Origin of the sequence: Bradyrhizobium sp. Rc2d (assembly GCF_900099855.1) — a bacterium.
Lineage (GTDB): Bacteria > Pseudomonadota > Alphaproteobacteria > Rhizobiales > Xanthobacteraceae > Bradyrhizobium.
The window spans coordinates 26207-51438 of record NZ_FNCU01000014.1 but is presented as its reverse complement, the minus strand read 5'-3'; the positions used below and the strand labels follow the sequence as shown (position 1 = coordinate 51438).

Annotated in this window: 26 protein-coding genes; 12 read left to right on the top strand and 14 right to left on the bottom strand. The window is 64.1% G+C overall.

What is annotated here, in order from left to right:
- Positions 1–13: 13 nt before the first annotated feature.
- Positions 14–1087, bottom strand: coding sequence for a 4-oxalomesaconate tautomerase (locus tag BLV07_RS18750; protein ID WP_091888263.1), 1074 nt, complete (start codon positions 1085–1087; stop codon positions 14–16).
- Between the two features lie 118 nt (positions 1088–1205).
- Here BLV07_RS18750 and BLV07_RS18745 point away from each other — a divergent pair, with 118 nt between their 5' ends.
- The 4 genes from BLV07_RS18745 (at position 1206) to BLV07_RS18730 (ending at position 5775) form a co-directional block, all read left to right on the top strand.
- The gene (locus tag BLV07_RS18745; protein WP_091888261.1) at positions 1206–2186 is read left to right on the top strand and encodes a LysR family transcriptional regulator; all 981 of its coding nucleotides are present in this window, start codon (positions 1206–1208) and stop codon (positions 2184–2186) included.
- Positions 2187–2574: 388 nt separating this feature from the next.
- A complete protein-coding gene (locus tag BLV07_RS18740; RefSeq protein ID WP_091888259.1) occupies positions 2575–3960 on the top strand; it encodes an ABC transporter substrate-binding protein in 1386 nt (461 codons plus the stop codon).
- A gap of 94 nt (positions 3961–4054) precedes the next feature.
- Positions 4055–4927, top strand: coding sequence for a carbohydrate ABC transporter permease (locus BLV07_RS18735; RefSeq protein ID WP_091888257.1), 873 nt, complete (start codon positions 4055–4057; stop codon positions 4925–4927).
- Complete coding sequence (locus BLV07_RS18730; RefSeq protein ID WP_091888255.1) at positions 4924–5775, top strand: carbohydrate ABC transporter permease; 852 nt, start codon at positions 4924–4926, stop codon at positions 5773–5775. The genes BLV07_RS18735 and BLV07_RS18730 overlap by 4 nt, the downstream gene beginning before the upstream one ends.
- Before the next feature lie 101 nt (positions 5776–5876).
- Here the strand turns inward: BLV07_RS18730 and BLV07_RS18725 are convergent, their stop codons facing one another.
- The 5 genes from BLV07_RS18725 to BLV07_RS18705 are packed head-to-tail and all read right to left on the bottom strand — an operon-like array spanning position 5877 to position 13029.
- Positions 5877–6689: an ABC transporter permease gene (locus BLV07_RS18725; RefSeq protein WP_091888253.1), complete on the bottom strand. Its 813-nt coding sequence runs from the start codon at positions 6687–6689 to the stop codon at positions 5877–5879.
- Positions 6690–6693: 4 nt separating this feature from the next.
- Positions 6694–7608, bottom strand: a complete 915-nt coding sequence (locus tag BLV07_RS18720; protein ID WP_091888251.1) for an ABC transporter permease — start codon at positions 7606–7608, stop codon at positions 6694–6696.
- Positions 7605–8777, bottom strand: coding sequence for an ABC transporter ATP-binding protein (locus BLV07_RS18715; RefSeq protein WP_091888249.1), 1173 nt, complete (start codon positions 8775–8777; stop codon positions 7605–7607). Before BLV07_RS18715 ends, BLV07_RS18720 begins: the two co-directional genes overlap by 4 nt.
- A 52-nt stretch (positions 8778–8829) precedes the next feature.
- Positions 8830–10308: a glycerol-3-phosphate dehydrogenase gene (locus tag BLV07_RS18710; protein WP_091888247.1), complete on the bottom strand. Its 1479-nt coding sequence runs from the start codon at positions 10306–10308 to the stop codon at positions 8830–8832.
- A 33-nt stretch (positions 10309–10341) separates the two neighbouring features.
- Entirely contained in the window at positions 10342–13029 is a 2688-nt protein-coding gene (locus BLV07_RS18705) for a sensor domain-containing protein (protein ID WP_091888245.1), read from the bottom strand.
- Between the two features lie 202 nt (positions 13030–13231).
- On the opposite strand from BLV07_RS18705, the gene BLV07_RS18700 reads away from it, so the two are divergent.
- On the top strand, positions 13232–14335 hold the full coding sequence (locus BLV07_RS18700) for an NAD(P)/FAD-dependent oxidoreductase (RefSeq protein WP_091888243.1): 1104 nt from the start codon (positions 13232–13234) through the stop codon (positions 14333–14335).
- 105 nt (positions 14336–14440) lie between these two features.
- Here BLV07_RS18700 and BLV07_RS18695 read toward each other — a convergent pair whose 3' ends face one another.
- A complete protein-coding gene (locus BLV07_RS18695; RefSeq protein WP_091888241.1) occupies positions 14441–14620 on the bottom strand; it encodes a YdcH family protein in 180 nt (59 codons plus the stop codon).
- A gap of 328 nt (positions 14621–14948) precedes the next feature.
- On the opposite strand from BLV07_RS18695, the gene BLV07_RS18690 reads away from it, so the two are divergent.
- The 3 genes from BLV07_RS18690 to BLV07_RS18680 all read left to right on the top strand — a co-directional run bounded on the left by BLV07_RS18690 (position 14949) and on the right by BLV07_RS18680 (position 15785).
- Positions 14949–15155 carry a YdcH family protein gene (locus BLV07_RS18690; protein ID WP_091888239.1) on the top strand — a complete coding sequence of 69 codons (207 nt, stop codon included), beginning with the start codon at positions 14949–14951 and terminating at the stop codon, positions 15153–15155.
- Between the two features lie 138 nt (positions 15156–15293).
- Positions 15294–15512 (top strand): hypothetical protein, encoded by a 219-nt coding sequence (locus BLV07_RS18685; protein ID WP_091888237.1) that lies wholly within the window; start codon positions 15294–15296, stop codon positions 15510–15512.
- 21 nt (positions 15513–15533) lie between these two features.
- A complete protein-coding gene (locus BLV07_RS18680) occupies positions 15534–15785 on the top strand; it encodes a hypothetical protein (protein ID WP_091888235.1) in 252 nt (83 codons plus the stop codon).
- Between the two features lie 2 nt (positions 15786–15787).
- On the opposite strand, the gene BLV07_RS18675 is transcribed toward BLV07_RS18680, so the two are convergent.
- Positions 15788–16498 carry a GGDEF domain-containing protein gene (locus BLV07_RS18675; protein WP_176945623.1) on the bottom strand — a complete coding sequence of 237 codons (711 nt, stop codon included), beginning with the start codon at positions 16496–16498 and terminating at the stop codon, positions 15788–15790.
- A gap of 141 nt (positions 16499–16639) precedes the next feature.
- Here BLV07_RS18675 and purE point away from each other — a divergent pair, with 141 nt between their 5' ends.
- Both purE and BLV07_RS18665 read left to right on the top strand, forming a co-directional pair.
- Positions 16640–17128, top strand: a complete 489-nt coding sequence (purE, locus tag BLV07_RS18670; protein WP_091888231.1) for a 5-(carboxyamino)imidazole ribonucleotide mutase — start codon at positions 16640–16642, stop codon at positions 17126–17128.
- Complete coding sequence (locus BLV07_RS18665; protein ID WP_091888229.1) at positions 17125–18231, top strand: 5-(carboxyamino)imidazole ribonucleotide synthase; 1107 nt, start codon at positions 17125–17127, stop codon at positions 18229–18231. Before purE ends, BLV07_RS18665 begins: the two co-directional genes overlap by 4 nt.
- 136 nt (positions 18232–18367) lie before the next feature.
- On the opposite strand, the gene aqpZ is transcribed toward BLV07_RS18665, so the two are convergent.
- The gene (gene aqpZ / locus BLV07_RS18660; protein WP_091888227.1) at positions 18368–19090 is read right to left on the bottom strand and encodes an aquaporin Z; all 723 of its coding nucleotides are present in this window, start codon (positions 19088–19090) and stop codon (positions 18368–18370) included.
- A 261-nt stretch (positions 19091–19351) separates the two neighbouring features.
- Here aqpZ and rpsU point away from each other — a divergent pair, with 261 nt between their 5' ends.
- Together rpsU and BLV07_RS18650 are read left to right on the top strand one after the other, a co-directional pair.
- On the top strand, positions 19352–19648 hold the full coding sequence (gene rpsU, locus BLV07_RS18655) for a 30S ribosomal protein S21 (protein ID WP_008546194.1): 297 nt from the start codon (positions 19352–19354) through the stop codon (positions 19646–19648).
- Positions 19649–19776: 128 nt separating this feature from the next.
- The gene (locus BLV07_RS18650) at positions 19777–20427 is read left to right on the top strand and encodes a tetratricopeptide repeat protein (protein WP_091888225.1); all 651 of its coding nucleotides are present in this window, start codon (positions 19777–19779) and stop codon (positions 20425–20427) included.
- Positions 20428–20448: 21 nt separating this feature from the next.
- On the opposite strand, the gene BLV07_RS18645 is transcribed toward BLV07_RS18650, so the two are convergent.
- From BLV07_RS18645 to BLV07_RS18625, 5 genes are all read right to left on the bottom strand, one after another.
- On the bottom strand, positions 20449–21399 hold the full coding sequence (locus tag BLV07_RS18645; protein ID WP_091888223.1) for a hypothetical protein: 951 nt from the start codon (positions 21397–21399) through the stop codon (positions 20449–20451).
- A 93-nt stretch (positions 21400–21492) separates the two neighbouring features.
- Positions 21493–21777, bottom strand: a complete 285-nt coding sequence (locus BLV07_RS18640; protein WP_091888221.1) for a cupin domain-containing protein — start codon at positions 21775–21777, stop codon at positions 21493–21495.
- A 22-nt stretch (positions 21778–21799) separates the two neighbouring features.
- A complete protein-coding gene (locus tag BLV07_RS18635) occupies positions 21800–22897 on the bottom strand; it encodes a calcium:cation antiporter (protein ID WP_091888219.1) in 1098 nt (365 codons plus the stop codon).
- A gap of 49 nt (positions 22898–22946) precedes the next feature.
- Entirely contained in the window at positions 22947–24425 is a 1479-nt protein-coding gene (locus BLV07_RS18630) for a sodium:proton antiporter (protein WP_091888217.1), read from the bottom strand.
- Entirely contained in the window at positions 24379–25176 is a 798-nt protein-coding gene (locus BLV07_RS18625) for an alpha/beta hydrolase (RefSeq protein ID WP_091888216.1), read from the bottom strand. The genes BLV07_RS18630 and BLV07_RS18625 overlap by 47 nt, the downstream gene beginning before the upstream one ends.
- Positions 25177–25232 lie beyond the last annotated feature (56 nt).

Genomic DNA, 25232 nt, shown 5'->3' with positions numbered 1-25232 from the left:
GAGGCGGCGGGCTTCAGGCCGCCAAGACCGAATGAGGCACATGCGACCGGCGGGCGAAGACGTGGCCCTCGAAGATCCGCCGGGCTGTCCGCTGCACCCGGGCGACCGGACCGGGCTCCAGCCGAACCACGAGCTGGCCGGAGGGATGGGCGAGCGTGATCGGCACCGGCGGCGCCAGAGGTCCCACCATCTCTGCGGCGATCGTTCCGGGCGTGAGGCACGCAGTCGCGATCGCGACAGCGCCGGTCACGGCCAGCGCGCCATGGCAGTCATGCGGCATGAAGTATCGGGTGTTCAACGTCGCCTCGCCCGCAGACGCAATCAGAACCGGCTTCGGGATCACCATTGTCGCGGAATTTGGAAAACCCATCCGGCGGCCGGCCTCGATGCGCAAGTTCTCGAGACGCGCGCGGAAGCCGCTGTCGGCGAACTCCGAAGGTGTCTCACGGCCGGTCCATCCCAGATCCGACGCGCGGACCAGCATGACCGGCATCGCCGCGTCGATGCAGGTCACATCGATTCCTTCGATGCGGTCGATCGGACGTCCCGTCGGCAGCAGGCGACCGGTGCGTGCGCCGGCCGCGTTAGGGAATGACAGTTCGATGGGCGCGGCCGTTCCCGGTACGCCGTCGATCCGCGCCTCGCCCTCGTAAGTCACCCGCCCTCCGGGGGTGGCAACGGTCGCATCAATCAGCTTGCCGGTGTTGACATTGTGGATGCGGACATGGGTGCGATCTGCGGTCGCGGCGACCAGGCCGGCCTCGATTGCGAACGGTCCCACCGCCGCCAGCATGTTTCCGCAGTTCGGCGAGGTATCGACGATCCCTTCACGAACACGTACCTGGGCAAACAGGTAGTCAACGTCGGCGCCGGGCACCGTTGCCGGTCCGATGATCGCGACCTTGTTGATAACGGCATTACCGCCGCCGATTCCATCGATTCCAAGATCGTGCCCACCTCCCATCACAGACAACAGGACCGCGTCGCGCGACCTGGGGTCGGCCGGAAGATCGCGGGCCAGGAAAAACGGCCCGCGCGAGGTGCCGCCGCGCATGACCACACAGGGAATGGCAATCTGATCGTTCATGGAGTTCTTCCGTTCGGCGTCATCTTCGCCCGAACCGGAGCATCCTCCCTCTGAACTCTTTTGTGAAATGCAAATATCTGAGGTATTATTTCGTTTACAGAAATAATGGAGTCCTGCCATGAACGCAGAACTGCTCGACCTCAGGGCGTTCATCACCGTCGCGGAGACGGGAAGCTTTGTCCGGACCGCCAAGGCGCTGAACCTGTCTCAACCAGCGCTCAGCCGACGCATTCAGAAGCTGGAAGAAAGCCTCGGCGCGCCGTTGCTCGAGCGGTCGACACGTCACGTCAATCTCACCATGACCGGCCGCGACTTCCTGCCGAAGGTGCGCCGCCTCATCGACGAGTTTGAGACGTCGGTGCTCGCCATCCAGGATATCGGCGCGCGAAGTTCAGGCTTGGTCTCGGTGGCTGCGGTGCCGACAGCAGTGTTCTATTTCCTGCCGCGAGCGATCGGCCGGTTTGCCGAAGCGTATCCGCGCATTCGCATCCGGATTCTGGACATCGGTGCCAATGAGGGATTGGAAGCGGTGGCGCGCGGCGAAGCCGACTTCGGCATCAATTTCATTGGTGCATCACATGCCGAAATTGAATTTGAGAAACTGGTTGAGGATCCTTTCGTCCTGGCCTGCCGTCATGACCATCCGTTGGCATCGCGCAAACAGGTAAGCTGGTCGGAGATCGTGCCGCACCGGGTCATCACCGTCGGTCGCAACAGCGGCAATCGCGCGTTGATCGACAATGCGCTGGCGCGACACGGCCTGCAGCTGAACTGGTCCTATGAAGTCGCGCATCTCTCCGGTTCGCTTGGCCTGGTCGAAGCGGGACTCGGAATCGCCGTGCTACCGAAGCTCGCGACGCCAGCCGCCGGCCATCCGATCATTCACACCATTCGGTTGATCGAGCCGGAAGTGTCGCGGACGATCGGAATCGTGCGCAGGCGCGGGGCGACACTATCCCCTCATGCCAGCCAATTTCTCAAGATGCTGCTCGAGGCATGGCGCTCTCCTTTCCGGACAAGCGGGCAAGGCAAGCCGCGGTCCCGATCCGCCGAGGCAAGTTCGAACACAGCAGCGACGGGTCTGAAGCGGAAACGCTGATAGCTCGCCGGCAGAGAGGGGCAAGACGTTCCCTGTCGAACCGGAGTTCCTCGGATCAATCCGCCCGTTTCACAGAGACATTTTTGGCCCTGCAGCCAGAGCACCGCTGCCTTGCGAGCGGGTTGCGTTGCGTTCAGTCCTCATACTGCTTAAAACGCCTTTCGCTGGCGGCGAGCAGCTGCGCATTGTCAGGCCGAGCCAGAACGCACAAGGCGAATTGATTGCCGCGAATTGATGCGGCGATTGGATCGATGCGCGCATTAAGCATCTCCGCGAGGCTCCATCCCCACGACATTGGTCTGACAAGATGGCGCTAGATCAGACTTCCGCCATGCGCTAGTGTTTTATACGACCGGTTAAAAACACCGGCCGTTTGAGGGAGAAAAACGTGAGATCCAAGGTTATTGGCGCAGTATCATTGGCGGTCGCTGCGGTTGGGCTGTTTGCGGCCACTGCACCCGCCTTTGCGCAGCAGAAGACGATTACGGTCTGGTGGGGCAAGGGCTTCTATCGCTCCGAAGACGACGCGTTGATCGACACGATCAAGAAGTTCGAAGCCAAGACCGGCATCAAGGTCGAATTGTCGCAGTACGCGATCCAGGACATGATTCCGAAGACGGTCGCCGCGCTCGATGCCGGCACCGTGCCCGATGTCGCCTATTCCGACTCTTATGACGTGCAAGCACAGGGCAAGTGGGCTTACGAGGGCAAGCTCGAGGACCTCACGGATGTCATGGAGCCGATCAAGGGCCGGTTCGTGCAGAACACGCTGGACGCGTCGATCCTCTACAACGACGTGACCAAGAAGAAGGCTTATTACGGCTTCCCGCTGAAGCAGCAGAGCATGCACGTCCAGATCTGGAACGACATGCTGGAGAAGGCCGGCTTCAAGCAGAGCGACATTCCGACCGACTGGACGGGCTATTGGACGTTCTGGTGCGACAAGGTGCAGCCGGCGATCCGCAAGGCGACCGGCCAGCGCATCTATGCCGTCGGCCAGCCGATGGGCGTGGAATCCACTGACGCCTTCCAGTCGTTCTACACCTTCATGGACGCCTACCACGTCAAGCTGGTTGACGACGACGGCAAGCTGCTGGTCGATGATCCCAAGGTCCGCGAGAACCTGATCAAGGCGATGAAGGACTACACCGACACCTACATCAAGGGTTGCACGCCGCCCTCCTCGACGACCTGGAAGGATCCTGACAACAACGTCGCCTTCCACAACAAGACCATCGTGATGACCCACAACTTCACGATCTCGATCGCGGCGAAATGGTTCGAGGACTCGCAGAACCAGGCCCTTACCCAGGAGCAGCGCGACGCCGGCAAGAAGGCCTATGAACAGGACATCATCACGGCGTCCTTCCCCAAGGCGCCCGATGGTTCGACCATCCGCTACCGCTCCGACGTCAAGACCGGGCTGGTCTTCACCGCGGCCAAGAACAAGGCCGAGGCGAAGCAGTTCATCAGCTTCCTGCTCCAGGAAGAGAACGTCCGTCCCTATATCGAGGGCGCACTCGGCCGCTGGTTCCCGGTGACGAAGGAAAGCCAGGAAAGCCCGTTCTGGCAGGCTGACAAGCACCGCAAGGCGGTCTACACGCAGTTCAAGGGCGGCACCGCCGCGTTCGACTTCACCAAGAACTGGAAGTTCACGATCCTCAACAACGAGAACGTGTGGGCGAAGGCGATGAACCGGGTGGTGAGCGAGAAGGTTCCGGTCGACAAGGCCGTCGACGAACTGATCGCCCGCATCAAGCAGGTCGCAGGTTAAGTCATCCGCCCCTCTCCCCGCGTTGCGGGGAAAGGTATAAGAACAACACCGGCCGCGTTTCGCGGCCGGCTTCTCTTTGAAGAGACCGAAAAGAATGGCGATCACGCTCTCTGGCGATCAGGCAATCCCCGGCCCGCCCCTGTCGTCGCGGCTGACCCCGGCGCAGGTCTGGGGCATCGTACTGCTAGCGCCCTATTTGCTCGTTTTCCTCGCCTTCGTCGTCTATCCCGTCGGCTACGGGCTTTGGCTGGCGCGCGCCCCGACGAACTATGTCGCGCTGTACAACGACCCGATCTTCGCGCGCGCCGCGGTCAACACGCTGATCTTCCTGGTCATCGGCATCAACATCAAGATGCTGATCGCGCTGTTCCTGTCCGGCTTCTTCGCCCAGCAGCGCACCTGGATCAAATGGCTCTCGGTGATCTTCATCCTGCCCTGGGCGGTGCCGTCGATCCCGACCATTTTGTCGGTGCGCTTCATGCTCAATCCCGAATGGGGCATGATCAACCACTTCATCTTCACCCTCACCGGCGACGACGGCCCGAACTGGCTGAACGATCCGACCGTGGCGCTGACCATGGCGATCGCCGTGCACATCTGGAAGTCGCTGCCGTTCTGGACGCTGATCCTGATCACCGGCCGTCTTGCGATCTCCCACGATCTGTTCGAGGCCGCCGAGGTCGACGGCGCGAGCTGGTGGCAGAAATTCCGCTACATCACCTGGCCGTCGATGCAGACGCTCTACGTCACCTGCACGCTGCTCTCGATGATCTGGACGCTCGGCGACTTCAACAGCGTCTATCTGCTCACCGGCGGTGGTCCGGCCGACCTCACGCATGTGCTGTCGACGCTCGGCATCCGCTATCTCCGGCTCGACCAGCTCTCGCTGGCCATGGCGTCGATCGTCTGCGCGATGCCGTTCGTCCTGCCGCTCGTGTACTTCATGATGAAACGGTTGTCGCGATGAAGCTCCCCTCCTTGCGCGAAGTCGCGATCGAAGCGCGGCTGCTGCTGATCGGTATCCCCGTCTTCCTGTGGACGATGATCCCGATCTATCACATGTTCCTGTTCGCGATCTCCCCGAAGGAGGACGCGTTCTCGGGCAAGCTGTGGCCGGATCATCCAACGCTGCACAACTTCGAGATCGTGTTCAAGCAGCAGCATTATTTCCTGCGCGACTTCTACGTCCAGTTCTGGAATTCGACGCTGATCGCGGCGTCCGTCGGCGTGCTGACCCTGTTCATTGCGACCGCGGCGGCGTTCTCGATCTCGCGGCTGAAAGTGCCGGGCGGACGCATGGTGTTGAACCTCGCGCTCTTCACCTATTTCATCCCCGCGGCGTTCCTCGCCGTGCCGATGTATCGCACCATGGGCAATTACGGCCTGCTCAACAATCACTGGTCGCTGATCCTGGCCATGGTGACGATCGCCAGTCCCTACGCGATCTGGGTGCTCAAGCAGGCCTCCGACAAACTGCCGGTCGAGCTGGACGAAGCCGCCGTCATGGACGGCGCGACGACGCTCCAGATCTTCCGCCTGGTCTATCTGCCGTTGATGATGCCTTCGCTGGTCGCGATCGGCACCTATGCGGTGCTGCTGGCCTGGAACGAATATCTCTACGCGTTCCTGCTGCTCTCGAACGATCGCGAGATCACCCTCCCCGTCGCACTCGGCAACTTCCTTGCCGCCGACGATTCGCCCTGGGAGCTGCTGATGACCACCGGCTTCATCTATGCGCTGCCGCCGGCCGCGGTCTACTACGCCTTCCGTCGTTACATGGTGGGCGGGCTCACGGCAGGTGCGGTGAAGTCGTAACAGCCCTTCGTCGTTGCGAGGAGCGTAGCGACGAAGCAATCCAGAGTGCTTCCGCGGGGGCATTTCTGGATTGCTTCGCTTCGCTCGCAGTGACGATCGGCTCACAGCGGCGCCGCGCTCTCGCCCTGCGAGCTCGACAGCTTCGAGGCGAGCGAGGCGATGACGATCACCACCGCGATCAGGGCGATCACCAGCGTGCAGATCGCGTTGATCTCCGGCTTCACCCCCAACCGCACCTCCGAGTAGATCCGGATCGGCAGGGTGGCCGAGCCAGGGCCGGTGGTGAAGCTCGCGATCACGAGATCGTCCAGCGACAGCGTGAAAGCCAGCATCCAGCCGGCGACGATTGCCGGCGCAATCAGCGGCAGCGTGACGGCCACGAAGGCGCGGACAGGATCGCAGCCGAGATCCATCGCGGCCTCCTCCAGCGAACGATCGAGCGAGCCGAGACGGGACTGCACGACCACGGCGACGAAGCACATCGTCAGCGTTGTGTGGGCGATCGTCACCGTCCAGAAGCCGCGCTCGGCATTGAGCGCGACGAACAGCAGCAGCAGCGACAATCCGGTGATCACCTCCGGCATCACCAGCGGCGCATAGAGCATGCCGGAGAACAGCGTCCGGCCGCCGAAGCGTTCACCACGCGACAGTGCGACCGCGGCGAGCGTGCCGAGCAGCGTGGCAATGGTCGCGGATGAGACCGCAACCCGCAGGCTCATCCAGGCCGCCTCGATCATGGCGCGGTCGTTGAAGAACTCGTGATACCAGCGCAGCGACCAGCCACCCCACACCGTCACCAGGCGCGAGGCGTTGAAGGAGTAGATGACGAGGATGAGGATCGGCAGATAAAGGAACGCCAGCCCCAGCGCGAGCGAGGCGATGTTGAAGCGGGAGAGACGGGAGAGCTTGCGCATCGTCTCAGCGCCCCTGTTCCAGCTGCCGCTTCTGAAGCCGCTCGTACAGCAGCAGCGGCACCAGCAGGACCACCAGCAGCACGATGGCCGCCGCGGACGCGACCGGCCAGTCCTTGTTGGTGAAGAATTCGAGCCAGAGGGTCTGGCCGATCATCAGCGCGTTGGAGCCCGCGAGAAGGTCCGGAATGACGAACTCGCCGACGATGGGAATGAAGCACAAGAGCACGCCGGCGCCGACGCCGGGCAGCGACAGCGGGAAGGTGACGAGCCAGAACACCTGCCAGGGCGGCGCGCCGAGATCGCCGGCCGCCTCCTCCAGCGCCGGCTCCATCTTGGCGAGCGTGGCGTAGAGCGGCAGGATCATGAACGGCAGATAGGAATAGACGATGCCGATATACATTGCGCTGTCGGTGGAGAGCCACACGACGGGCTGGCTGACCAGATGCAGTGCCAGCAGGATCTGGTTGAGCAAGCCGTCGTGCTGGAGGATGTTGATCCAGGCATAGATGCGGATCAGGAAAGAGGTCCAGAACGGCACGATCACCAGCACCATCGCCACCGCCTGCCAGCGCTTGGGCAGCCGCGCCATGCCATAGGCGATGGGGTAGCCGATCAGGAGCAGGAGCACGGTCGCTGTGACGGCGACGGTGAGGCTGCGCACATAAGCGAATACATAAATGTCGTCGGAGATCAGCAGCCTGAAATTATCGATCGACAACGCAGCAAGGGCCGTCTTCAGTGCTTCCCATCCCGCCGTCAGGTCGAACACAGGCTCGTAAGGCGGCTGCGCAATCGCAGTCTGCGATAGGCTGATCTTCAGCACGAAGGCGAACGGCACCAGGAAGAACAGCACCATCCAGACGTAAGGCGCGATGGCAGCAAAACGCGCCGGCCGCGCGAAGATGCGGCGTCCGCTCATGACGGCAACACCACGCAGTCGTCGGGCGTGAACCAGGCGACGACGTTCTGGTTCACGCTGTAGGCGTCGACGTCGAGACGCGCGCTGTTGACGACTGAAGCTTGCACCATTCCGCCCTCGTCGAGCTTCACCTTATAGGTGGTGATGCCGCCGAGATAGCAGATGTCGGCGATCACACCGTCCAGACTGTTGATCGCCGTTTCACGACCGGCCTCAAACACCGGGCCGCGGCGCGAGAGCTTGACCTTCTCGGGCCGGATCGCGACCGACAATTTCGCCTCGCTCACCCGCTCGCGCGGCTCGGCCGCAACCAAAGTCCCGGCCTCGCGCGTGGCAATGACGAGGCGATGACCGTCGCGCAATTTGAACTCGCCCTCGAACAAATTGACGTCGCCGACGAATTCCGCGATCCAGCGCGAGCGCGGCGCCTCGTAAAGTTCGCGCGGGCTCGCGACCTGCGCCAGCTTGCCGGCATTCATCACGCCGATCCGGCTCGCCATCGTCATCGCCTCCTCCTGGTCGTGGGTGACGATGATGAAGGTCATGCCGAGCCGGCGCTGCAGCTCCATCAGCTCGGCTTGCGTGCTCTCGCGCAGCTTCTTGTCCAGCGCTGCGAGCGGCTCATCGAGCAGCAAGAGCTGCGGTCGGCGGGCCAGCGCACGGGCCAGCGCCACGCGCTGGCGCTGGCCGCCGGAGAGCTGGTCGGGCTTGCGCTTCTCAAGTCCCTCGAGCTTCACCAGTGCGACCATCTCCGCCACGCGCGAGGCGATGTCGGCGCGCGCCATGCCGGCACGCTTCAGGCCGAAGGCGATGTTGTCGCGCACCGACAGATGCGGAAACAGCGCGTAGCTCTGGAACATCATGTTGATCGGACGCTCGTGCGGCAAGGCCTGCGCGATATCCTGACCCCCGAGCAGGATGCGCCCCTCGTCCGGCGCCTCGAAGCCGGCGAGCATGCGCAAAAGCGTGGTCTTGCCGCAGCCGCTCGGACCAAGCAGCGCGAAAAACTCGCCGGCCCTGATGTCGAGCGACACGCCGTCCACGGCACGGAACGTCCCGAACGTCTTGGCGACGCCCTCGATGCGCAGCAACGGCTGCCCGGCCGCCGGATGTTGATCTCCGCTGGTCGCATTGGCCGCGGCGTTTGTTCTGGGCAACTCGTCCGTCATGTTCCCTGCCAACCCCAATTCCGCCGCACGCTAGCGGCCGATCGTCCCTAGCTCAACCGGTTCGGGACTGATCGTTCACATCCGACATGAACGAGGCCAGCGCGTCGCGATCCGCCGCGGGCATGGTCAGGCCGAGCTTGGAACGGCGCCACAGGATGTCGTCGGAGAAGCGCGCCCATTCATGGTTCATCAGGTAACGTACTTCGGCGCCGGTCAGTTCGGGACCGAAGGCGGGGCCAAGTTCTTCACGGGTCTTCGCCTCGCCGAGCACCGCCGGCAGGCGCGAGCCATAGGCCGCGACCAGGCGCTGGGCCTGCGGCTCCGAAAGAAAGCGCCAGCGGTCTCGCGCGAGGTCGACCTCGGTGTCGAAACGATCCCAGGCAAAGTCCCCGCCCGGTAGCGCCGCGCCGGCGGTCCAACGCGGCGACATCGGATAGAACGGCGTCAGCTTCGTTATCGCTCGCTCCGCGCGCAGGCGCGACGTCGTGACATCGCCGCCGAACATGGTGATCAGCGGCGCCTTGCGCCGGCGCGCGTGGAACAGGGTCGTGCCATCGCGTTGCCGCACGGACGCCAGCGTCAGATTGACACCGGAGACCGTCCGGACCACGTCGCTCGGGGTCACGCGCTCGCGGAAATAGCGGCTGGCCGCCTCGCAGAGATAGCTGATGTCGGCTCCCGGCATCGCCACGATCGCGGGATCGCCGGTGAAGTCGTGCGTCACCGTGCCGATCAGGGTGAAGTCGCGCTCGAAGGGCTGGGCAAAGATCAGTCGTCCATCGTTGTTCTGGAAAACGTAGACGTTATCGGAATAGAACAGCCGCGGCACGATGATCTGGCTCATCTGCGTGGCGGCCATGGCGGGCTGCGGCTGCCGCAGCACGGTCTCCGCCACCATAGGCGTCCAGGCGCCGGTGGCGTTGGCCAAGGCCCGTGCCGTGATCGTGCGGCGGTGGCCACGATCGACCACCGCAAGCCGCCAGGTGTCGGTTCGGTCGGCGCGGACACAGCGCGCCCCGGTCCGGATCACCGCACCACGTTCGGCGGCATCGAGCGCCGTGAGCACCACCAGGCGGGAATCATCGACGACGCAGTCCGAATATTCGAACGCCGTGCCGAACGGACGCTTCAGCGCGTTGCCGACCGGATGATGCGTGATGTCGAGGGTCGTCGCGACAGGCAGCCCACTCCCGCTGGAGAGGCTGTCATAAAGCAACAGGCCGGCACGCAGCAGCCATGGCGGGCGTTCCTCGGAATGGGCGGGGATGACGAAGTGCATCGGCCGGACCAGATGCGGCGCGATCCTGAGCCAAGTCCGGCGCTCCGCCAGCGCCCGCCGCACCCGCCAGAACCCGCGCCGTTCCAGAACCGACAGATCGCCATGAACGAGCCGCGGCGTCGCCGACGACGCGCCGGCGCCGAGATCGCCCTGCTCGAACAGAATGACCCGCAGGCCACGGCCAGCCGCATCGCGCGCGAGGCTGACACCGTTCAAGCCGCCGCCGATGATCGCAAGGTCGTAATCCGCCATGAGGCCGTCGAGAAGGAGCGAAGCGCCCCATCATTAGCCCGTCTTGAGCGCAAGCTCCATGACCTCAGCGCGGCCGACGAGGCCTGCATATTTCCCGATCGGCAGAGGCTTGCCGAGCAGGTAGCCCTGCACGCCGTCGCAGCCCTCCTTGGCAAGGAAGGCGAGCTGGTCGAGGGTCTCGACGCCCTCGGCGATGATCGACATTTCGAGGCCGTGGCCGAGATCGATCACCGCGCGCACGATCGCCGCCGATTGCGGGTTGCGGCCGAGATTGATGATGAAGGCACGGTCGATCTTGATCTTGTCGAACGGGAACGCCTGGAGATAGCTCAGCGAGGAATAGCCGCTGCCGAAATCGTCCATGGAGATCCGCACGCCGAGTGCCTTCAGCCGGCGCAGCAGCGCAAGGCCGCGGTCAAAGTCCTCGATCAGCACACCCTCGGTGATCTCGAGCTCGAGCCGGCCGGGCGCGAGGCCCGTCTCGATCAGGATCGAATGGACCAGCCCGACCACGTCACCATGCATGAACTGCGCCGGCGACAGATTGACCGCGACCTGGAGCGGTTTTGGCCAGGACGCCGCCTCGCGGCAGGCCTCACGCAGAATCCACTCGCCCATCTCGACGATCAGGCCGCTCTCTTCCGCGATCGGGATGAAATCGGCCGGCGAGACCTGGCCACGCACCGGATGCTGCCAGCGCGCCAATGCTTCGAAGCCGATGATCTCGCTCTCGGCGACGCTGTGGCCGGCGGCGCCCTGCGGCTGGAAGGCGAGCGAGAGCTCGCCATTCTTGATCGCCATCGAGAGGTCCTGGTGCAGCACGCGGCGGTCGCGGATCTGCTGGTCCATCTCCGGCTGGTAGAGGCTGATCGTGCCGCGCGACTTCTGCTTGGCGCGGAACAGCGCCGCGCCGGCATTGGCAAGCAGCGAGGCGCCATCAGCGCCATTGTGGGGGAAGATCGACATGCCGGTGGTGGCGCCAGCACGGACCGGTCGGCCGTCGATCTGGAATTCCCGGGCGACGGCCTCACCGAGCTGCTGCGCCAGCGCCAGACCCGCCTCCGGCTGCTTGCCATCGATGATGAGGCCGAACTCGTCGCCGGACAGGCGCGCCACCACGCCGCCGCGTGCCGAATCCTGGAGCCGCTGCGCCACCTCGATCAGGAGCTTGTCGCCGAGCGCATGACCGAAGACGTCGTTGACCTCCTTGAGGCCGTCGAGATCGACGCACAGGACGGCGAACTCCTCGCCGGTGCCTTCGCAGGCCTCGATCATCTGGGTCAGCGCCTGGAGGAAGGCGGCGCGGTTCGGCAGGTCGGTGAGGCCGTCGTGATAGGCCATATGCGCCATGCGCGACTCGGTCTGCCGGCGATCGGTGACGTCCTCGTGGGTCTTGATCAGATATTGCGGCTCGCCGGCATCGCTGAGCACGGTGGCACGGCGGGTCAGGAACAGCCGCAGGCCGTCCTTGGTGGAGATCGGATGCTCCTCGGTGATCATCCCGCGCTTCTTGATCGCGGCCTCGTCGCGCGCGATGATCAGCTTGGCTTCCTTGGGATTGAAGATATCGGCGGCGGTCAGGCCCGTGGCCTCCTCGCGCCTGCGGTTGAGAATCGTCTCGGCGCTGCGGTTGGCGAGCAGATAGCGGCCATCCTTGACCTGCTCGACGATCAGCGCCACCGGGATGTTGTCGACCACGAGCTCGAGGAACTTCTTGGTGCTCTCCAGCTCCTGCGACAGTGAGCGGCGGTCGGTGATGTCCTCGAACACCAGCAGCAGGAATCCGGGCCGATTGCTTTCATTGCGGACCGCGATCCGGATCGAGGCGACCATGCGCCGCTCCCCGCTACGCTCGACCTCGAATTCGTTGCGGAACTGGCCGTCCAGCGAATTGAGCGCGGCCTGGTCGGCCGCCTCGATGCTGGCCGCCGAGGCGGGCGCAAACAGCTCGCGCGCATTCTTGCCGACGACGTGATCCCGCGAGAAGCCCCAGAAGCGCTCATAGGCGGTGTTCGCGAAGATGTAGCAGCCGTCCTCGATGTTCTTTGCGGCAACACAGGCCGGCACGTTGTCCAGCACCGTTTCCAGGAACTGCTTGGTGGAGGCGAGCTGCTGCGACAGCCTGCGCTGTTCGCTGACGTCGAGATGCGTCGCCACCGAGCCGCCGTTCGGCAGCACGTGAAATTTCACCAGGATGGCCCGTCCATCCGGCAATTCGGTGATCAAACCGTTGCTGCTTGCCGCCTTCTCGTAGAACTCGTCGTCGGAGGCGCCGCCGAGCACCCCGCGCTTGCGTCGCAGCGCGAGGAGTTCGTAGCCGTTCATGTTGGCCCGGACATCCGACCGCGTCAGGCCATAGATATCGAGATAGCGGTCGTTGCAGAAGATGACGCGCCGCTGCGCGTCCGTCATCACCACGCCCTGGTTGAGATTGTTCATGGCGGAGGAGACGAAGGCATTGCGCCGCAGCTGCAAGCGCCTGGTCCGGCGCAGCGAGGAATGGATCCACAGCGCGATCGCGGCGAGGAACGAGCAGACGACGATGCCCGCGATCAGGACTTCCCAGATCACGCTGGGATCGAGCTTGGCGAGATCACCTGGAGCGGTGAAGCTGTCCGACAGCGCAAAGGCGCGTGCGGGCGCGACCGCGCCGGCCAGGCACAGGACGGCCTGCACAGCGATCGGAAGCGTGCTGCCCACGTGCCAGTTCTTCTCAGCCATCAGCCACCCGCGATTTCAACGTCGGATTGTCTGGCTTCACGGGTTTGGATCGGGTAAACGCCTGTATGTGCAACGGAAAAATTTGACGCGAAATACGGCAATTGCCCTGACATGATAAATGCTTCCTTAACGGAGAACGGCCGCGCGCCCTCGATTCCAGAGCCGCGGCCACCGGCTCTTCCAGCGGACGTCCTGCACGACCATGGATAAAGTCGATTGCGTCGTCATCGGAGCCGGCGTGGTCGGGCTCGCGGTGGCTCGGCGGCTCGCGCAGGCCGGACGCGAGGTCATCGTGCTCGAGGAAGCCGAGGCCATCGGCACCATCACCTCCTCACGCAACAGCGAGGTGATCCATGCCGGCATCTACTACCGCGCCGGCAGCTGGATGGCGCGCATGTGCGTCGGCGGCAAGCACGCGCTCTACCGCTACTGCGCCGAGCGCGGCATCCCGCACAAAAATTGCGGCAAGCTGATCGTCGCGACCAGCGCGAAAGAGACGGAGAAGCTGCAATCGATCAAGGCACATGCCGAGGCCAACGGCGTACTCGACATGCAGCTGCTTTCGGGCGAGGCCGCACGCGCGCTGGAGCCGGCGCTCGCCTGTGACGCCGCGCTGCTGTCGCCGTCGACCGGCATCATCGACAGCCACGCCTACATGCTCTCGCTGCGCGGCGAAGCCGAGGAGGCCGGCGCGGCCTTCGCGTTCCACACGCCACTGATCCGTGCCAAGGCAGCCGCCGGCGGTATCGAGATCGAGGCTGGCGGCGAGGCGCCGATGACGCTGCAATGCGACCTGCTCGTCAATGCTGCGGGGCTCTCGGCAACGACGGTGGCGCGCAACATCGACGGCATGCCGCTGGACCGGATTCCGCCGGCCTATCTTGCCAAGGGAAATTACTTCAGCTGCAATGCAAGGGCGCCGTTCTCGCACCTGATCTACCCGGTGCCCGAGCCCGGCGGGTTAGGGGTGCACCTGACGCTGGACATGGCAGGGCAGGCCCGCTTCGGCCCTGACGTCGAGTGGATCGAGACGATCAATTACGAGGTCGATCCGTCACGCGCGGAGCGCTTCTATCCCGCGATCCGCAAATACTGGCCGACGCTGCCCGACGGGGCGTTGATGCCGAGCTATTCAGGCATTCGCCCGAAGATCGTGCCGCCGGCGGTGGCCACGCAGGATTTTCTGATGCAGGGCCCGCGCGATCACGGCGTCGCAGGCTTGATCAACCTGTTCGGCATCGAATCGCCGGGACTGACGTCGTCGCTTGCGATCGCCGATCACGTCTCCGAACTCGCAGACATCTAGGCGCCGCGCAAATTTTGCACGACGCACATTGCAGCAGGGGTGAGCGCAAACGCACTCATCCCCGCTTGAAAGGGTATGATCAACTCTACGCTGTTACGGGGGTCACTAGTGGAGCGTGTCGACTTGCTTCAGACGCTCGATCTGGTCCTTGACCATCAACTTCCGGCGCTTCAACTCAACAATTTGCAGGTCGTCTGTTGAAAGGTGCACGAGAGCTTCGTGCAATTCGTTTTCGAGAAGTTTGTGCTTCCGTTCCAATTCAACAAGATGTGCCTGAATTGTCATTCGAAACCTCCTCGGTAGGGTTGAACCTCAGGATTCGATCCGGACGAGAGACTGTACATCACCGATTCGTTCTGTCGATGGGTATCCGTCGTCGCGGCGTCATTTTTGAAAATTCATATGTAACGAAGCGTGAGTAAGGAACCACGCGAGAAAAATCCATGATATCAATGCGCCTGCGCAGCGGCGCAGCGACTCGCAGAAATATGTTGCGGGAGATCGGCGGGCAACGGCCGCAGATCGCTTGCGGTCACGCCGCGCAAGGACGATAATTTCCACAGGGCATCCACAGCCCAGATCTCACGCCAATCGGTTTTCGGCCACCGCAGACATGACCAATGAAAACGAGCGTGAGCTCGAAGTCGAGCTCACCCGGTTGCAGCAGGAACACCGAGATCTCGATGCGGCGATCGATGCACTGCATCAATCGCCCGCCCCCGACCTGTTGCGGTTACAGCGGTTGAAGAAGCGTAAGCTCTTGTTGCGCGATCGCATCGCGTTCATCGAAGACCAGATCACGCCCGACATCATCGCCTGAGCCCTCCGCCGATCTTTCGCGGTGGCTCGCCGTATCTGAATCCGCTTGACTCAAAAAGAACAAAATAGGAACATTCAGGACGTCCCGGCTCTAGACAGGCCAGGGAAAACGCCAAGGAAAGGCAGAAGGACAACGCAGATGTCGGCAACCGCCCTTCTCGACAACAGCCATTATGAACAAGCCTGCGATCAGGCGATCGCGATGTGCGACGGCAATCTGCGCAGCACCATCAAGGCGCTGATCATGGCCAATGAATATCTGGAAGCCGAGCTGGCGGAATTGCAGGCGGCGATTTCCGCCGGCTGCATTCCGGAGACCTCGCCCAGCAAGATGCGGAGCAAGAGCAGCGCCGCCTGAGTTCAACATCGGAGCAACGCCATGTCGGATGTGACCTACTACGTTGCAATGCCCTTCCTGATCGATGCTGACGGATCGCCCGTCGCGGGCGCCGCAGAGGAGTGCCAGAGTTCGGCGGCCGCGTTGCGGCGCGCCGAAATCTTGTCGCGCGGTGCCGGTCACATCGGCGCGATCGCGTTCAGCCGCAGCGGCGATCCCATGACCGGCGAATTCGGCGACGCCACACTGCTGCGCAAGTTCGGCAATGTACCGCAAGATCTCACCACGCTGTAGGATCAGCTGCTGACGGGCCTGATCTGCCGCTCGTGGCGCCGGTGCGCCTTGCGCACATACATGGCGGCATCGGCTTCCTCGAGGGCGCGGCCCGCGTCGGACTGCGGTCCCAGCAGCGCCACGCCAGCGGAAGCGCCCGCAGCCACGTGCCGGCCCTGAAACGTGAAAGACAGTTCGTCGATCGCGTGCTCGAGGATGGCGGCCTTCGCCTTGGCGTCGGTCTCGCTGAGATTCCACAGCAACAGCGCGAACTCGTCGCCGCCAAGACGACCGACCATATCCGAGGCGCGGACCTGCCGCGTCAGCGTCGCGGCAATCGCCTTCAGCACCTCGTCGCCGGCGGCGTGTCCGAAGGAATCGTTGATCGGCTTCAGCCGATCGACGTCGAGCACGATCAGCGCCCCGCTGGCGCGGTAGCGCTTCATGTAGGCAATGGCACGGTTGAGCTCGCGCTCGAAACCGCGCCGGTTCGGAATCTCGAGCAGGAAATCGGTGTCGGCGGCCGCCTCGAGCTCCGCGACGCGCCGCTCCGCCGCCTTGAGCTTGCTCCGCAAGCCGCGGATGGTCGCCTTGATGGTTTCCGTGGCGCCATCGGCCGGCGTTTGGCGCCGCGCCGGCCTGGCCGGACGCTTGGCAGCGGCTTTGGAGTGGCTGGCGCTGGTCTTTCGGCCCGTTTTGGCCTTCGCAGCACTCGCCCTTTTTGGTTTCTTCATGGGCATCCTGCTCAATGAAGGCTTGCGGGGATTCACCAAGACAGGATAGTGCATTCCCTTCTCCTTGCCACCGCCTTGCGAGCCGCCGGCCGGAACCTTTAATCTGGCCTATCTTTCTGTTTTCCGGGCACATTTGACGTCATGACCGCGCCGATCGCCATCATCATGGGAAGCCAGTCGGACTGGGACACGATGCGGCATGCCGCCGATACGCTTGCCGCGCTCGGCGTCGCCGCCGACACCCGCATCGTTTCGGCGCACCGCACCCCCGACCGGCTGTTCGCTTTCGCCAAGGGCGCCAAGGCGGCGGGTTACAAGGTCATCATCGCCGGCGCCGGCGGCGCCGCGCACCTGCCGGGCATGGCGGCGTCGCTGACGGAACTGCCGGTGTTCGGTGTGCCCATCGAATCGAAGACGCTCAAGGGCCTCGATTCGCTGTATTCGATCGTTCAGATGCCCGCCGGCATCCCGGTCGGCACCCTCGCCATCGGCAAGGCCGGCGCGATCAATGCGGCGCTGCTGGCGGCTTCCGTGCTGGCGCTGTCCGACCCCGCCCTGTCCGGTCGCCTGGCCGCCTGGCGCAAGGCGCAGACCGAGGCGGTTGCCGAGCGTCCGGAGGACAAGGCGTGACCGACGCCAGGCAGGTGAAGCTGAAGCCCGGTGACACCATCGGAATCCTCGGCGGCGGACAACTGGGCCGGATGCTGGCCATGGCTGCGGCGCGGCTCGGGCTGCGCTGCCAGATGTTCTCGCCCGATCCGGATTCGCCGGCCTTCGACGTGGTCCTGAATGCGACCTGCGCCGAATATGCCGATGTCGAGGCGCTCGAGCTGTTCGCCAACGACGTCGACGTCATCACCTACGAATTCGAGAACGTGCCGGCGGCCGCGGCGATGGTGCTGGATGCGCGCCGCCCGGTGCTGCCCAACCGGAAGATCCTCGAGACCACCCAGGACCGGCTGGCCGAGAAGGATTTCGTGACGCGGCTCGGCATCGGCACCGCCGCCTATGCCGACGTCACCTCGGTCTCTTCGCTGCGCGAGGCGATCGTGCGAATCGGTCTTCCGGCCGTCCTGAAGACCCGCCGCTTCGGTTATGACGGCAAGGGCCAGGCCATCATCCGCGAGGGCGACGACATCGCCAAGGTGTGGACCAGTCTCGCCACCAAATCGGCGATCCTGGAGGCCTTCGTGCCGTTCGAGCGCGAGATCTCCGTGATCGCCGCGCGCTCGGCCGCGGGTCAGGTCGAATGTTTCGACGTCACCGAAAACGAGCACCGCGACCACATTCTGAAGATATCGCGCGCGCCCGCGCCGATCCCGGATTCTCTCGCCGAGGAAGCGCGCAGCGTCGCCGGCAAGATCGCGACCGCGCTCGACTATGTCGGCGTGCTCGCCGTCGAGATGTTCGTGCTCGCCAACGGCACCGGACCGAAGGTGCTGGTCAACGAGATCGCGCCGCGCGTGCACAATTCCGGACACTGGACGCTGGACGGCGCATCCATCTCGCAGTTCGAGCAGCACATCCGCGCCATCGCCGGCTGGCCGCTCGGCAAGCCCGTGCGCCACGGCGAAGTCGTCACCATGACCAATCTGATCGGCGACGAGATCAAGGACTACGACAAGTGGCTGACCGTTCCCGGCGCCACGGTGCACATCTACGGCAAGGGCACGCCGCGCCCCGGCCGCAAGATGGGACACATCACCGAAGTCAGGCCGACGAAAGGCACCTGAGGGGACCGCAGCAATCGCTGCGATCCCCCTAAAGCGCGATGAGATCAGGATGAATCGTCATCGCGCTTTAGGTTATTGGTTGAGCATGATCTTTCCGGAAAACCGCTGCACACTTTTCCGGATTATGCTCTAGCGATTACGCGGTCTTCACGCCTGCGACGATGCCTGTGGGCTCCTCGCTGAGCCAGCGGTAAATCACCCCGCCCAGCGCGCCGCCGATCAATGGCGCGACCCAGAACAGCCAGAGCTGCGACAGTGCCCAGCCGCCGACGAACAGCGCGGGACCGGTGCTGCGCGCCGGGTTCACTGAGGTGTTGGTGACGGGGATGCTGACGAGATGGATCATCACCAGCGCGAGCCCGATCGCGAGCGGCGCGAAGCCCGCGGGCGCGCGGCCATGGGTGGTGCCCATGATGATGAACAGGAACATCATGGTCATCACCACCTCGGTGAGGAAGCACACGATCATGCTGTACTGGCCGGGCGAATGCGCGTCATAGCCGTTGGACGCGAAGCCCTTGGTGACGTCGAATCCGGGCGCCCCGCTCGCGATGACATAGAGCAGCCACGCGGCCACGATCGCGCCCGCCACCTGGGCGATCACATAGGGCAGGATCTGGCCGGCCGGAAAACGCCCGCCGGCGGCAAGGCCGACCGTGACGGCCGGATTGAGATGGCAACCCGAGATGTGGCCGATCGCATAGGCCATGGTGACGACGCTCAACCCGAACTCCAGGGACACACCGACGAGACCGATGCCGACCTGGGGAAAGCCGGCGGCAATGACGGCGCTGCCGCAGCCTGCGAATGTGAGCCAGAAGGTGCCGATGGCTTCCGCGGCGTATTTTTTCATATCCATGTGTGGTCCCCTGATTTCAAGTTTCCGGAGCAAAGCTCCGGAAACGGCCCCGTCATTGGCACCGAATCGCCCAAATCGGGGCCGCACAGAGGTATTTTCGCCGCATTTAATGGCCGAACTTGGCCCAAAATCCTCCTTGGCCGGTGGACATCTGCAGTTTTGTCTGATACATCCGCGCGCTCAAGGTTAAGGGCCTGCGCGTTTCGCCATCCCCTTTGACTTATCAGAATTCAAATCCGACCCACCTGAAGAGGATGCCGCGTGCAGGTTCTCGTTCGCGATAACAATGTCGATCAAGCCCTCAAGGCGCTGAAGAAGAAGATGCAGCGCGAGGGAATTTTCCGCGAGATGAAGCTCCGCGGCCATTACGAGAAGCCCTCCGAGAAGAAGGCCCGCGAAAAGGCCGAAGCCGTGCGCCGCGCGCGCAAGCTGGCCCGCAAGAAGCTGCAGCGCGAAGGCCTGCTGCCGATGAAGCCGAAGCCGGTGTTCGGCGCAGGTCCCGGCGGTGATCGCGGTGGTCGTGGCGGCCCCGGTGCAGGTCCGCGCGGACCGCGCTGATCTACCGGATCTTGCAAGACTTCAGTTTTCGATGACGCGGGCCCCTGGCCCGCGTTATTGTTTTGAGAGCGGCGCCTTCGCTGGGACGGGGGCACTACCGATGCGGCACCAGCGCGAGCGAACCGTAGATGGCCTCCCCTTTCCCCGAGCGCAGCTTGGCGCGGCTGCGCCAGATCTGGCAGCGGCCGTTCGTGCTGGCTTTGATGGGGATTGCGCTGTGCAGCTGCTCCTTCGATCTGGGATCGCTGATGCCGGAGAAGGAGAAGCCTCAGGAGGCGCCGAAGGCGACCGCGGCCGCCGAAAGCGCGGTGAGCGCCGTCAATGTCAGCGAAGCCCAGGCCCACACGGCAAAGGCCCAATCCCTGGCGAAGTCAGGCGAGAGCGCAGCGGCGCTCGACGAGTTCAATCGTGCGGTCGGGCTCGATCCCTACAATGCGCAGGCGCTCTATGGCCGTGCCTTGATCTATCAGAGCACTAACCAACACGATTTCGCCATCGCCGATTTCAGTGCTGCGAGCGGGCTCAACCCGCAGAAGGCCGAGCCGCTACTCGGCCGCGCCACCAGCTATCTCGCGCTCGGCAAGGTCAAGGAGGCCGCAGCCGATCTGGACGAGGCTTCCGAGGCCGATCCGCACAACGCCCAGGTCTGGACCACCCGCGGACAGGCCTATGAGCGGCTGGGTGACAGGGCCAAGGCAGCGGCGTCCTACACCAAGGCGGTCTCGCTTCGCCCACGCGACGATGCCGCCCGCAGCGGCCTCGCCCGCGTCGGCGGCTGACAGCGCGGCTCAGATGCCGTCCTAATCGGGGGTGGCGGGCTTCGGCAGAACAGCGTGGAACATCGACTTCATGCCGGACAGCATTTCATCGGCGACATTGGTTTTCGGCCGCTGCATGGTCGTGGTCGCGCCGGCGTCGGCACGCAGATCGAGCGGGGGTGCGATCACCGGCACGGGAATATCAGCCGGCGGCGTCACCCGATTCGGGTCGTCATTGCCGACCGAGGCCGTATAAGGCGGGTTGACCGGCGACGAGCCGCCATTGCCATAGGCCTCGGATGACGGCGTCGACACTGTGATCGGCGGCGGCAGCGGACGGACCGTGGACGGCTCCGCAGTGATCACACGCGGGGCCTCCGGGATGCGGGCGGCTTCTCTCAACCCAGGCTCCGCCGGCCTTTCAGCGGACTTGGTTTCCGAAGACTTGGTCTCGGCCGATTTGGCCTCAGCGGCTTTGCCCTCAGGCGATTTGCGCAGACGCTCGATCGCGGCGCGCACGAGGTCGTTGGCGTCGGGGCTCGCGGCTGGGGAAGCCGCAGCCGGCGCCGAATTGGCCTCCACCACCGGGGCGGTGGCGGGAGCCGCGGCAGCCGGAGCGGTGGCCGCAGGGGCGGACTTGGCGACCGCCTTCTCGCGCGCGGGGGTGCGGCCGCGCGGGCTGGTCTCGGCGGGAGCCACGTCTGCGGCCTTGGTCTCGGCAGCCGGCTGATGATGATCGGCAGCCTTGTCCGTCACGTTCTTCTCGGAAACGCTCTTCTCGGAGACCCCCTTGGCCTTGACGCCGGGTGCGGGAAGGTTGGCGGTGTCCGCCGGCTTGCGCTCACTGCCAGTCTGGGCAGGCGCCACCACGGTCGCAGGAGCATCAGGCGCGGGCTTGGCATTGATGTAGTGATTAACGATGTAGGCCCCGATGATCGTCGCGAGCACCGAGGGGAAGATATCCATCGAGATTTTAGCGAGGTATTTCAGCATTTCTCGGCCACTCCCCGCGCGATCTGATGCGGGAACTTTGGGGCATTGTGAGGGATCAACTGCGACGGATCGATGGCAAACAGTAACGCCAACTTACGGTTTTAGCTCGATTTCAAGGAACACGATCTCGGTTGAGGTTTCGTTAAGTACGTCATGCTGGACGCCGGCTTTGCGGAAATAGGATTTGCCGGCCGCAAGCTGCGCCTTGGACCTCTCGCCGCCGGGCGCCACGATGGTCATTTCCCCCGCCACTACGGGAACAATCACATAGTCCATGCCGTGGGTGTGATGCCCGGTGGCACTCCCCGGCGCAAGCCGCCACTCGGTCACACGAACCTGCTCGTTGTCGACCTGAATCTCGGACTTAGCGGCAAGCATCGGGAACTCTCCTTATCGCGCCTCAGGGCACGAAGACCATGAACACGTAGACGGCAAATACCACCATATGGACCAGTCCGAACAGGACGTTGGTCCTGCCCGTGCCGAAGGTCAGCATGCTCAGGAAGAAGGTCAGGAGCAAAAGCACGCTGCCCTGGGCGTTGAGTCCGAGCTCGAGCTCCTTGTCGAGCGCGTAGGTGGCAACGCCGACGGCCGGGATGGTCAGCCCGATGGTGGCCAGCGACGACCCGAGCGCAAGGTTGATGCTCTTCTGGAGGTCGTTCCTGCGGGCCGCCGAAACGGCCGCGACGCCTTCCGGCATCAGGATCAGGAGGGCGACCAGAAGTCCGGTAAAGGCCGGCGGCGCACCGATCTTGGCCGCGACGGCGTCGACCACCAGCGAAAACTTCTTGGCGAGCAGCACGACCGCCAGCAGCGCAATCAGCAGCAGCACGACGCTGAGCACCAACATCCGGCCCGATAGATGCGCCCCGCCGCTGCCGCCGTCCGCCCGTTCGTGAACGAAGTAGTCCTTGTGCAAGACGGTCTGGGTGTAGAGAAACACCCCGTACAGCGCGAGCGTGACCACGTCGACGAAGCCAAGCTGAATCGACGAATAGACCGGCCCGGGCGTGGTGGTGGTGTAGTTCGGCAGGATCAGCGTGATGGTCGCAAGGGCGAACAGCACGCTGAGATAGACGTTGGCGCCGGAGAGCTGAAACCCCTGCTCGCGATAGCGCAGGCCGCCGATGAAGATGCAGAGCCCGACGAGGCCATTGCAGACGATCATGACCACGGCGAACACGGTGTCGCGCGCCAGTTCCGGCGCGGGCTTGTCGCCCAGCATGATCGTGGTGATCAGCGCCACCTCGATGATGGTCACCGACAGCGTTAGCACCAGCGTGCCATAGGGTTCGCCGACCCGCTCCGCGATCACCTCGGCATGATGAACCGCGGCGAATACCGTGCCGAACAGGATGACCAGAAGGACGATGGCGAAGACGAGCCCGCCCAGCGACAGCGTGAACACGTAGTCCGTCGCGCTGACGGCCGCGAACAACAACACCGCCAGCGCCGGGAAGATCCAGGCCGACCGGGGCATCGGACTATGCGCGCTCATCCACCGCTTCCATTTGCTCGAATGAGCAGTAGCAAATCAGGCGCGAGATTCAATGCCAGTGCAGGATCGGCGCGACCGGCAGCAGTGTCAGCAGCAGGAACAGCGGGATCAGCACGGCGCCGGCGCGCAAGAGATAGCCGAAGAAGCTCGGCATCTCGACGCCGTTCTCGCTGGCGATGCTGCTCACCATGAAGTTCGGCGCGTTGCCGATATAGGTGAGCGCGCCCATGTAGACCGCGCCCATGGAGATCGAGGCGAGCGTGCCCGAGAGCTCATGCATCAGCGCTTGCGGGTCGCCGCCGGCGAGCTCGAAGAACAACAGATAGGTCGGCGCATTGTCGAGGAACGCGGACATCAGGCCGGTGAACCAGAAATAGGCGACCTCGCGCGGCACACCGTCCGGCGCCGTCACAGCCGACAACAGCCAGGCGAAGGCGCCGTGATGGCCAGCATTGAGCATGGCAATGACCGGGATGATCGCGACAAAGATTCCCGCGAACAGTTTTGCGACCTCGCGGATCGGCTCCCAGGTGAAGCCGTTGGCCAGCCTGTGCTCGTCCGGCGTCAGCCACACCGACAGCGCCGCAATGGCCAGCAGCACCGAATTGCGGACGACGTCCTCCAGGTCCAGCTTGGTGCCGAGAATGTCGAACGCCACGCCGGGCTTCCACATCGCCGACGCCAGCAGGCTCACGACGATGGCCGCGATCAGCACCAAATTGACGAGACCGCGGATGCGCGGCGGCTCCCCGCGGCCGGCTTCGCCGAGCGGCGGCTCGCTACGAAAGCGCCAGACATCAATGACGACGAAGATCGCGAGCAGCAGTCCGGCGACGATTGCGGTCTGCAACCAGATGGTCCGCGTGGTCCAGAAGAAGTCGACGCCGTGCAGGAAACCGACGAAGAGCGGGGGATCACCGAGTGGGCTCAACGCGCCGCCGACATTGGCGACCAGGATGATGAAGAAGATGATGACATGGGCGTTGTGACGCCGCAGCCGATTGGCGCGGATCAAGGGACGGATCAGGATCATCGCGGCACCCGTGGTGCCGACAATGCTCGCACCCAACGTGCCGAGCGCGAGGATGCCGACATTGGTCGCCGGCGTCGCCTTGATGTCGCCTGTGATGAGGATGCCGCCGGCCACGACATAGAGCGAGAAAAGGAGCACGATGAAGCCGAGATATTCGGCGAGCATGGCGTGGACGAGCGCCGCCAGTGTTGCCATGCTGCCGGCAAACACGACAAGCGCGGCGAGTGCCAGCAGCGACCAGGCCGCGGCGATCTTGCCGTAGTGATGATGCCAGAATTTTGGAAACAGCAGCGGCCCCAATGCGATCGACAGCAACAGGCCGGCAAAGGGCAGCGCATAGGGCCAGCGCATCGCAGCACCATCGAGCCCGGTCGCGGCCCATGCGTGTTGCGGCGACAGCGTGAGGATCGCGGCGAAGGCCAGGCTCCAGGGCCACGTGACGAGCCGTTTAGGATTCAATGAAGCGCCTTGCCGTTTCGATCGCACCAAAAGCATCGAGATTGTCGTGTCCGCCGCCCGCGAAGCGAACGAACTGCTTCGGTTCATGTGCGAGCGCGAACAGACGCTCTCCGAACACGATCGAAATGGCAAGGTCATTGGTGCCATGCATCACCAGGAGCGGCACCGTGACGCGCGTGATGCGCTGGTCCGAATGGAACGGATCGCGCATCAGCAGGCGCACCGGAACGAACCAGAATGACGACGCTGCGACGTCGACCGTCGACGTATAGGGGGCTTCCAGGATGAGTTTTCCGACACGATGTTCCGAGGCGAGCGCAACCGCCGCGCCCGTCCCGAGCGAAAAGCCCCAGGCGATGATTCGTTCCGCCGCGTAGCGCGCGATCGTGAAGGCGTAGGCGGCTGCGGCATCGCGCAGCAGGCCTTCTTCGCTCGGCGCACCGCTCGAGCCGGCATAGCCGCGATAGGACAGCGCGACGAGGCCGGTGCCGTCAGCCGTCATCGCCCTGAAGCGGCTGACGCGGCCGGCGAGAAAATCGCCATTGCCTGGAAAATACAGGATCACGGGACGGCCGGGCTTCGCCGGCACGTGCCAGACGATGACCTTCTCACCGTCCGACGTGGTCAGAATGTGCTCTTCCGCCTCGGGAAGGCCCGCGGCATCGGGGGCGGTGCGACCGACGGGCGGGATCGGAAACAGCATCTCGCGCTGCCGGACATACAGCACGAGGAGACCGACGCAATAGACGGTCGCGAGCAGGATGGCGATCCACTTGACGATGGTCATGATGCGCGGCCGGCCTTTCGGCTCAGGGCTTGCGACGGCTCCGCAGCAATTTCATG

Excerpts from the sequence above, each read along its gene's own strand:
- BLV07_RS18750 (WP_091888263.1), bottom strand. The coding sequence starts at position 1,087 with ATGAACGATCAGATTGCCATTCCCTGTGTGGTCATGCGCGGCGGCACC.
- BLV07_RS18745 (WP_091888261.1), top strand. The coding sequence starts at position 1,206 with ATGAACGCAGAACTGCTCGACCTCAGGGCGTTCATCACCGTCGCGGAG.
- BLV07_RS18735 (WP_091888257.1), top strand. The coding sequence starts at position 4,055 with ATGGCGATCACGCTCTCTGGCGATCAGGCAATCCCCGGCCCGCCCCTG.
- BLV07_RS18730 (WP_091888255.1), top strand. The coding sequence starts at position 4,924 with ATGAAGCTCCCCTCCTTGCGCGAAGTCGCGATCGAAGCGCGGCTGCTG.
- BLV07_RS18725 (WP_091888253.1), bottom strand. The coding sequence starts at position 6,689 with ATGCGCAAGCTCTCCCGTCTCTCCCGCTTCAACATCGCCTCGCTCGCG.
- BLV07_RS18720 (WP_091888251.1), bottom strand. The coding sequence starts at position 7,608 with ATGAGCGGACGCCGCATCTTCGCGCGGCCGGCGCGTTTTGCTGCCATC.
- BLV07_RS18715 (WP_091888249.1), bottom strand. The coding sequence starts at position 8,777 with ATGACGGACGAGTTGCCCAGAACAAACGCCGCGGCCAATGCGACCAGC.
- BLV07_RS18710 (WP_091888247.1), bottom strand. The coding sequence starts at position 10,308 with ATGGCGGATTACGACCTTGCGATCATCGGCGGCGGCTTGAACGGTGTC.
- BLV07_RS18705 (WP_091888245.1), bottom strand. The coding sequence starts at position 13,029 with ATGGCTGAGAAGAACTGGCACGTGGGCAGCACGCTTCCGATCGCTGTG.
- BLV07_RS18700 (WP_091888243.1), top strand. The coding sequence starts at position 13,232 with ATGGATAAAGTCGATTGCGTCGTCATCGGAGCCGGCGTGGTCGGGCTC.
- BLV07_RS18695 (WP_091888241.1), bottom strand. The coding sequence starts at position 14,620 with ATGACAATTCAGGCACATCTTGTTGAATTGGAACGGAAGCACAAACTT.
- BLV07_RS18690 (WP_091888239.1), top strand. The coding sequence starts at position 14,949 with ATGACCAATGAAAACGAGCGTGAGCTCGAAGTCGAGCTCACCCGGTTG.
- BLV07_RS18685 (WP_091888237.1), top strand. The coding sequence starts at position 15,294 with ATGTCGGCAACCGCCCTTCTCGACAACAGCCATTATGAACAAGCCTGC.
- BLV07_RS18680 (WP_091888235.1), top strand. The coding sequence starts at position 15,534 with ATGTCGGATGTGACCTACTACGTTGCAATGCCCTTCCTGATCGATGCT.
- BLV07_RS18675 (WP_176945623.1), bottom strand. The coding sequence starts at position 16,498 with ATGAAGAAACCAAAAAGGGCGAGTGCTGCGAAGGCCAAAACGGGCCGA.
- purE (WP_091888231.1), top strand. The coding sequence starts at position 16,640 with ATGACCGCGCCGATCGCCATCATCATGGGAAGCCAGTCGGACTGGGAC.
- aqpZ (WP_091888227.1), bottom strand. The coding sequence starts at position 19,090 with ATGGATATGAAAAAATACGCCGCGGAAGCCATCGGCACCTTCTGGCTC.
- BLV07_RS18650 (WP_091888225.1), top strand. The coding sequence starts at position 19,777 with ATGGCCTCCCCTTTCCCCGAGCGCAGCTTGGCGCGGCTGCGCCAGATC.
- BLV07_RS18645 (WP_091888223.1), bottom strand. The coding sequence starts at position 21,399 with ATGCTGAAATACCTCGCTAAAATCTCGATGGATATCTTCCCCTCGGTG.
- BLV07_RS18640 (WP_091888221.1), bottom strand. The coding sequence starts at position 21,777 with ATGCTTGCCGCTAAGTCCGAGATTCAGGTCGACAACGAGCAGGTTCGT.
- BLV07_RS18635 (WP_091888219.1), bottom strand. The coding sequence starts at position 22,897 with ATGAGCGCGCATAGTCCGATGCCCCGGTCGGCCTGGATCTTCCCGGCG.
- BLV07_RS18630 (WP_091888217.1), bottom strand. The coding sequence starts at position 24,425 with ATGCTTTTGGTGCGATCGAAACGGCAAGGCGCTTCATTGAATCCTAAA.
- BLV07_RS18625 (WP_091888216.1), bottom strand. The coding sequence starts at position 25,176 with ATGACCATCGTCAAGTGGATCGCCATCCTGCTCGCGACCGTCTATTGC.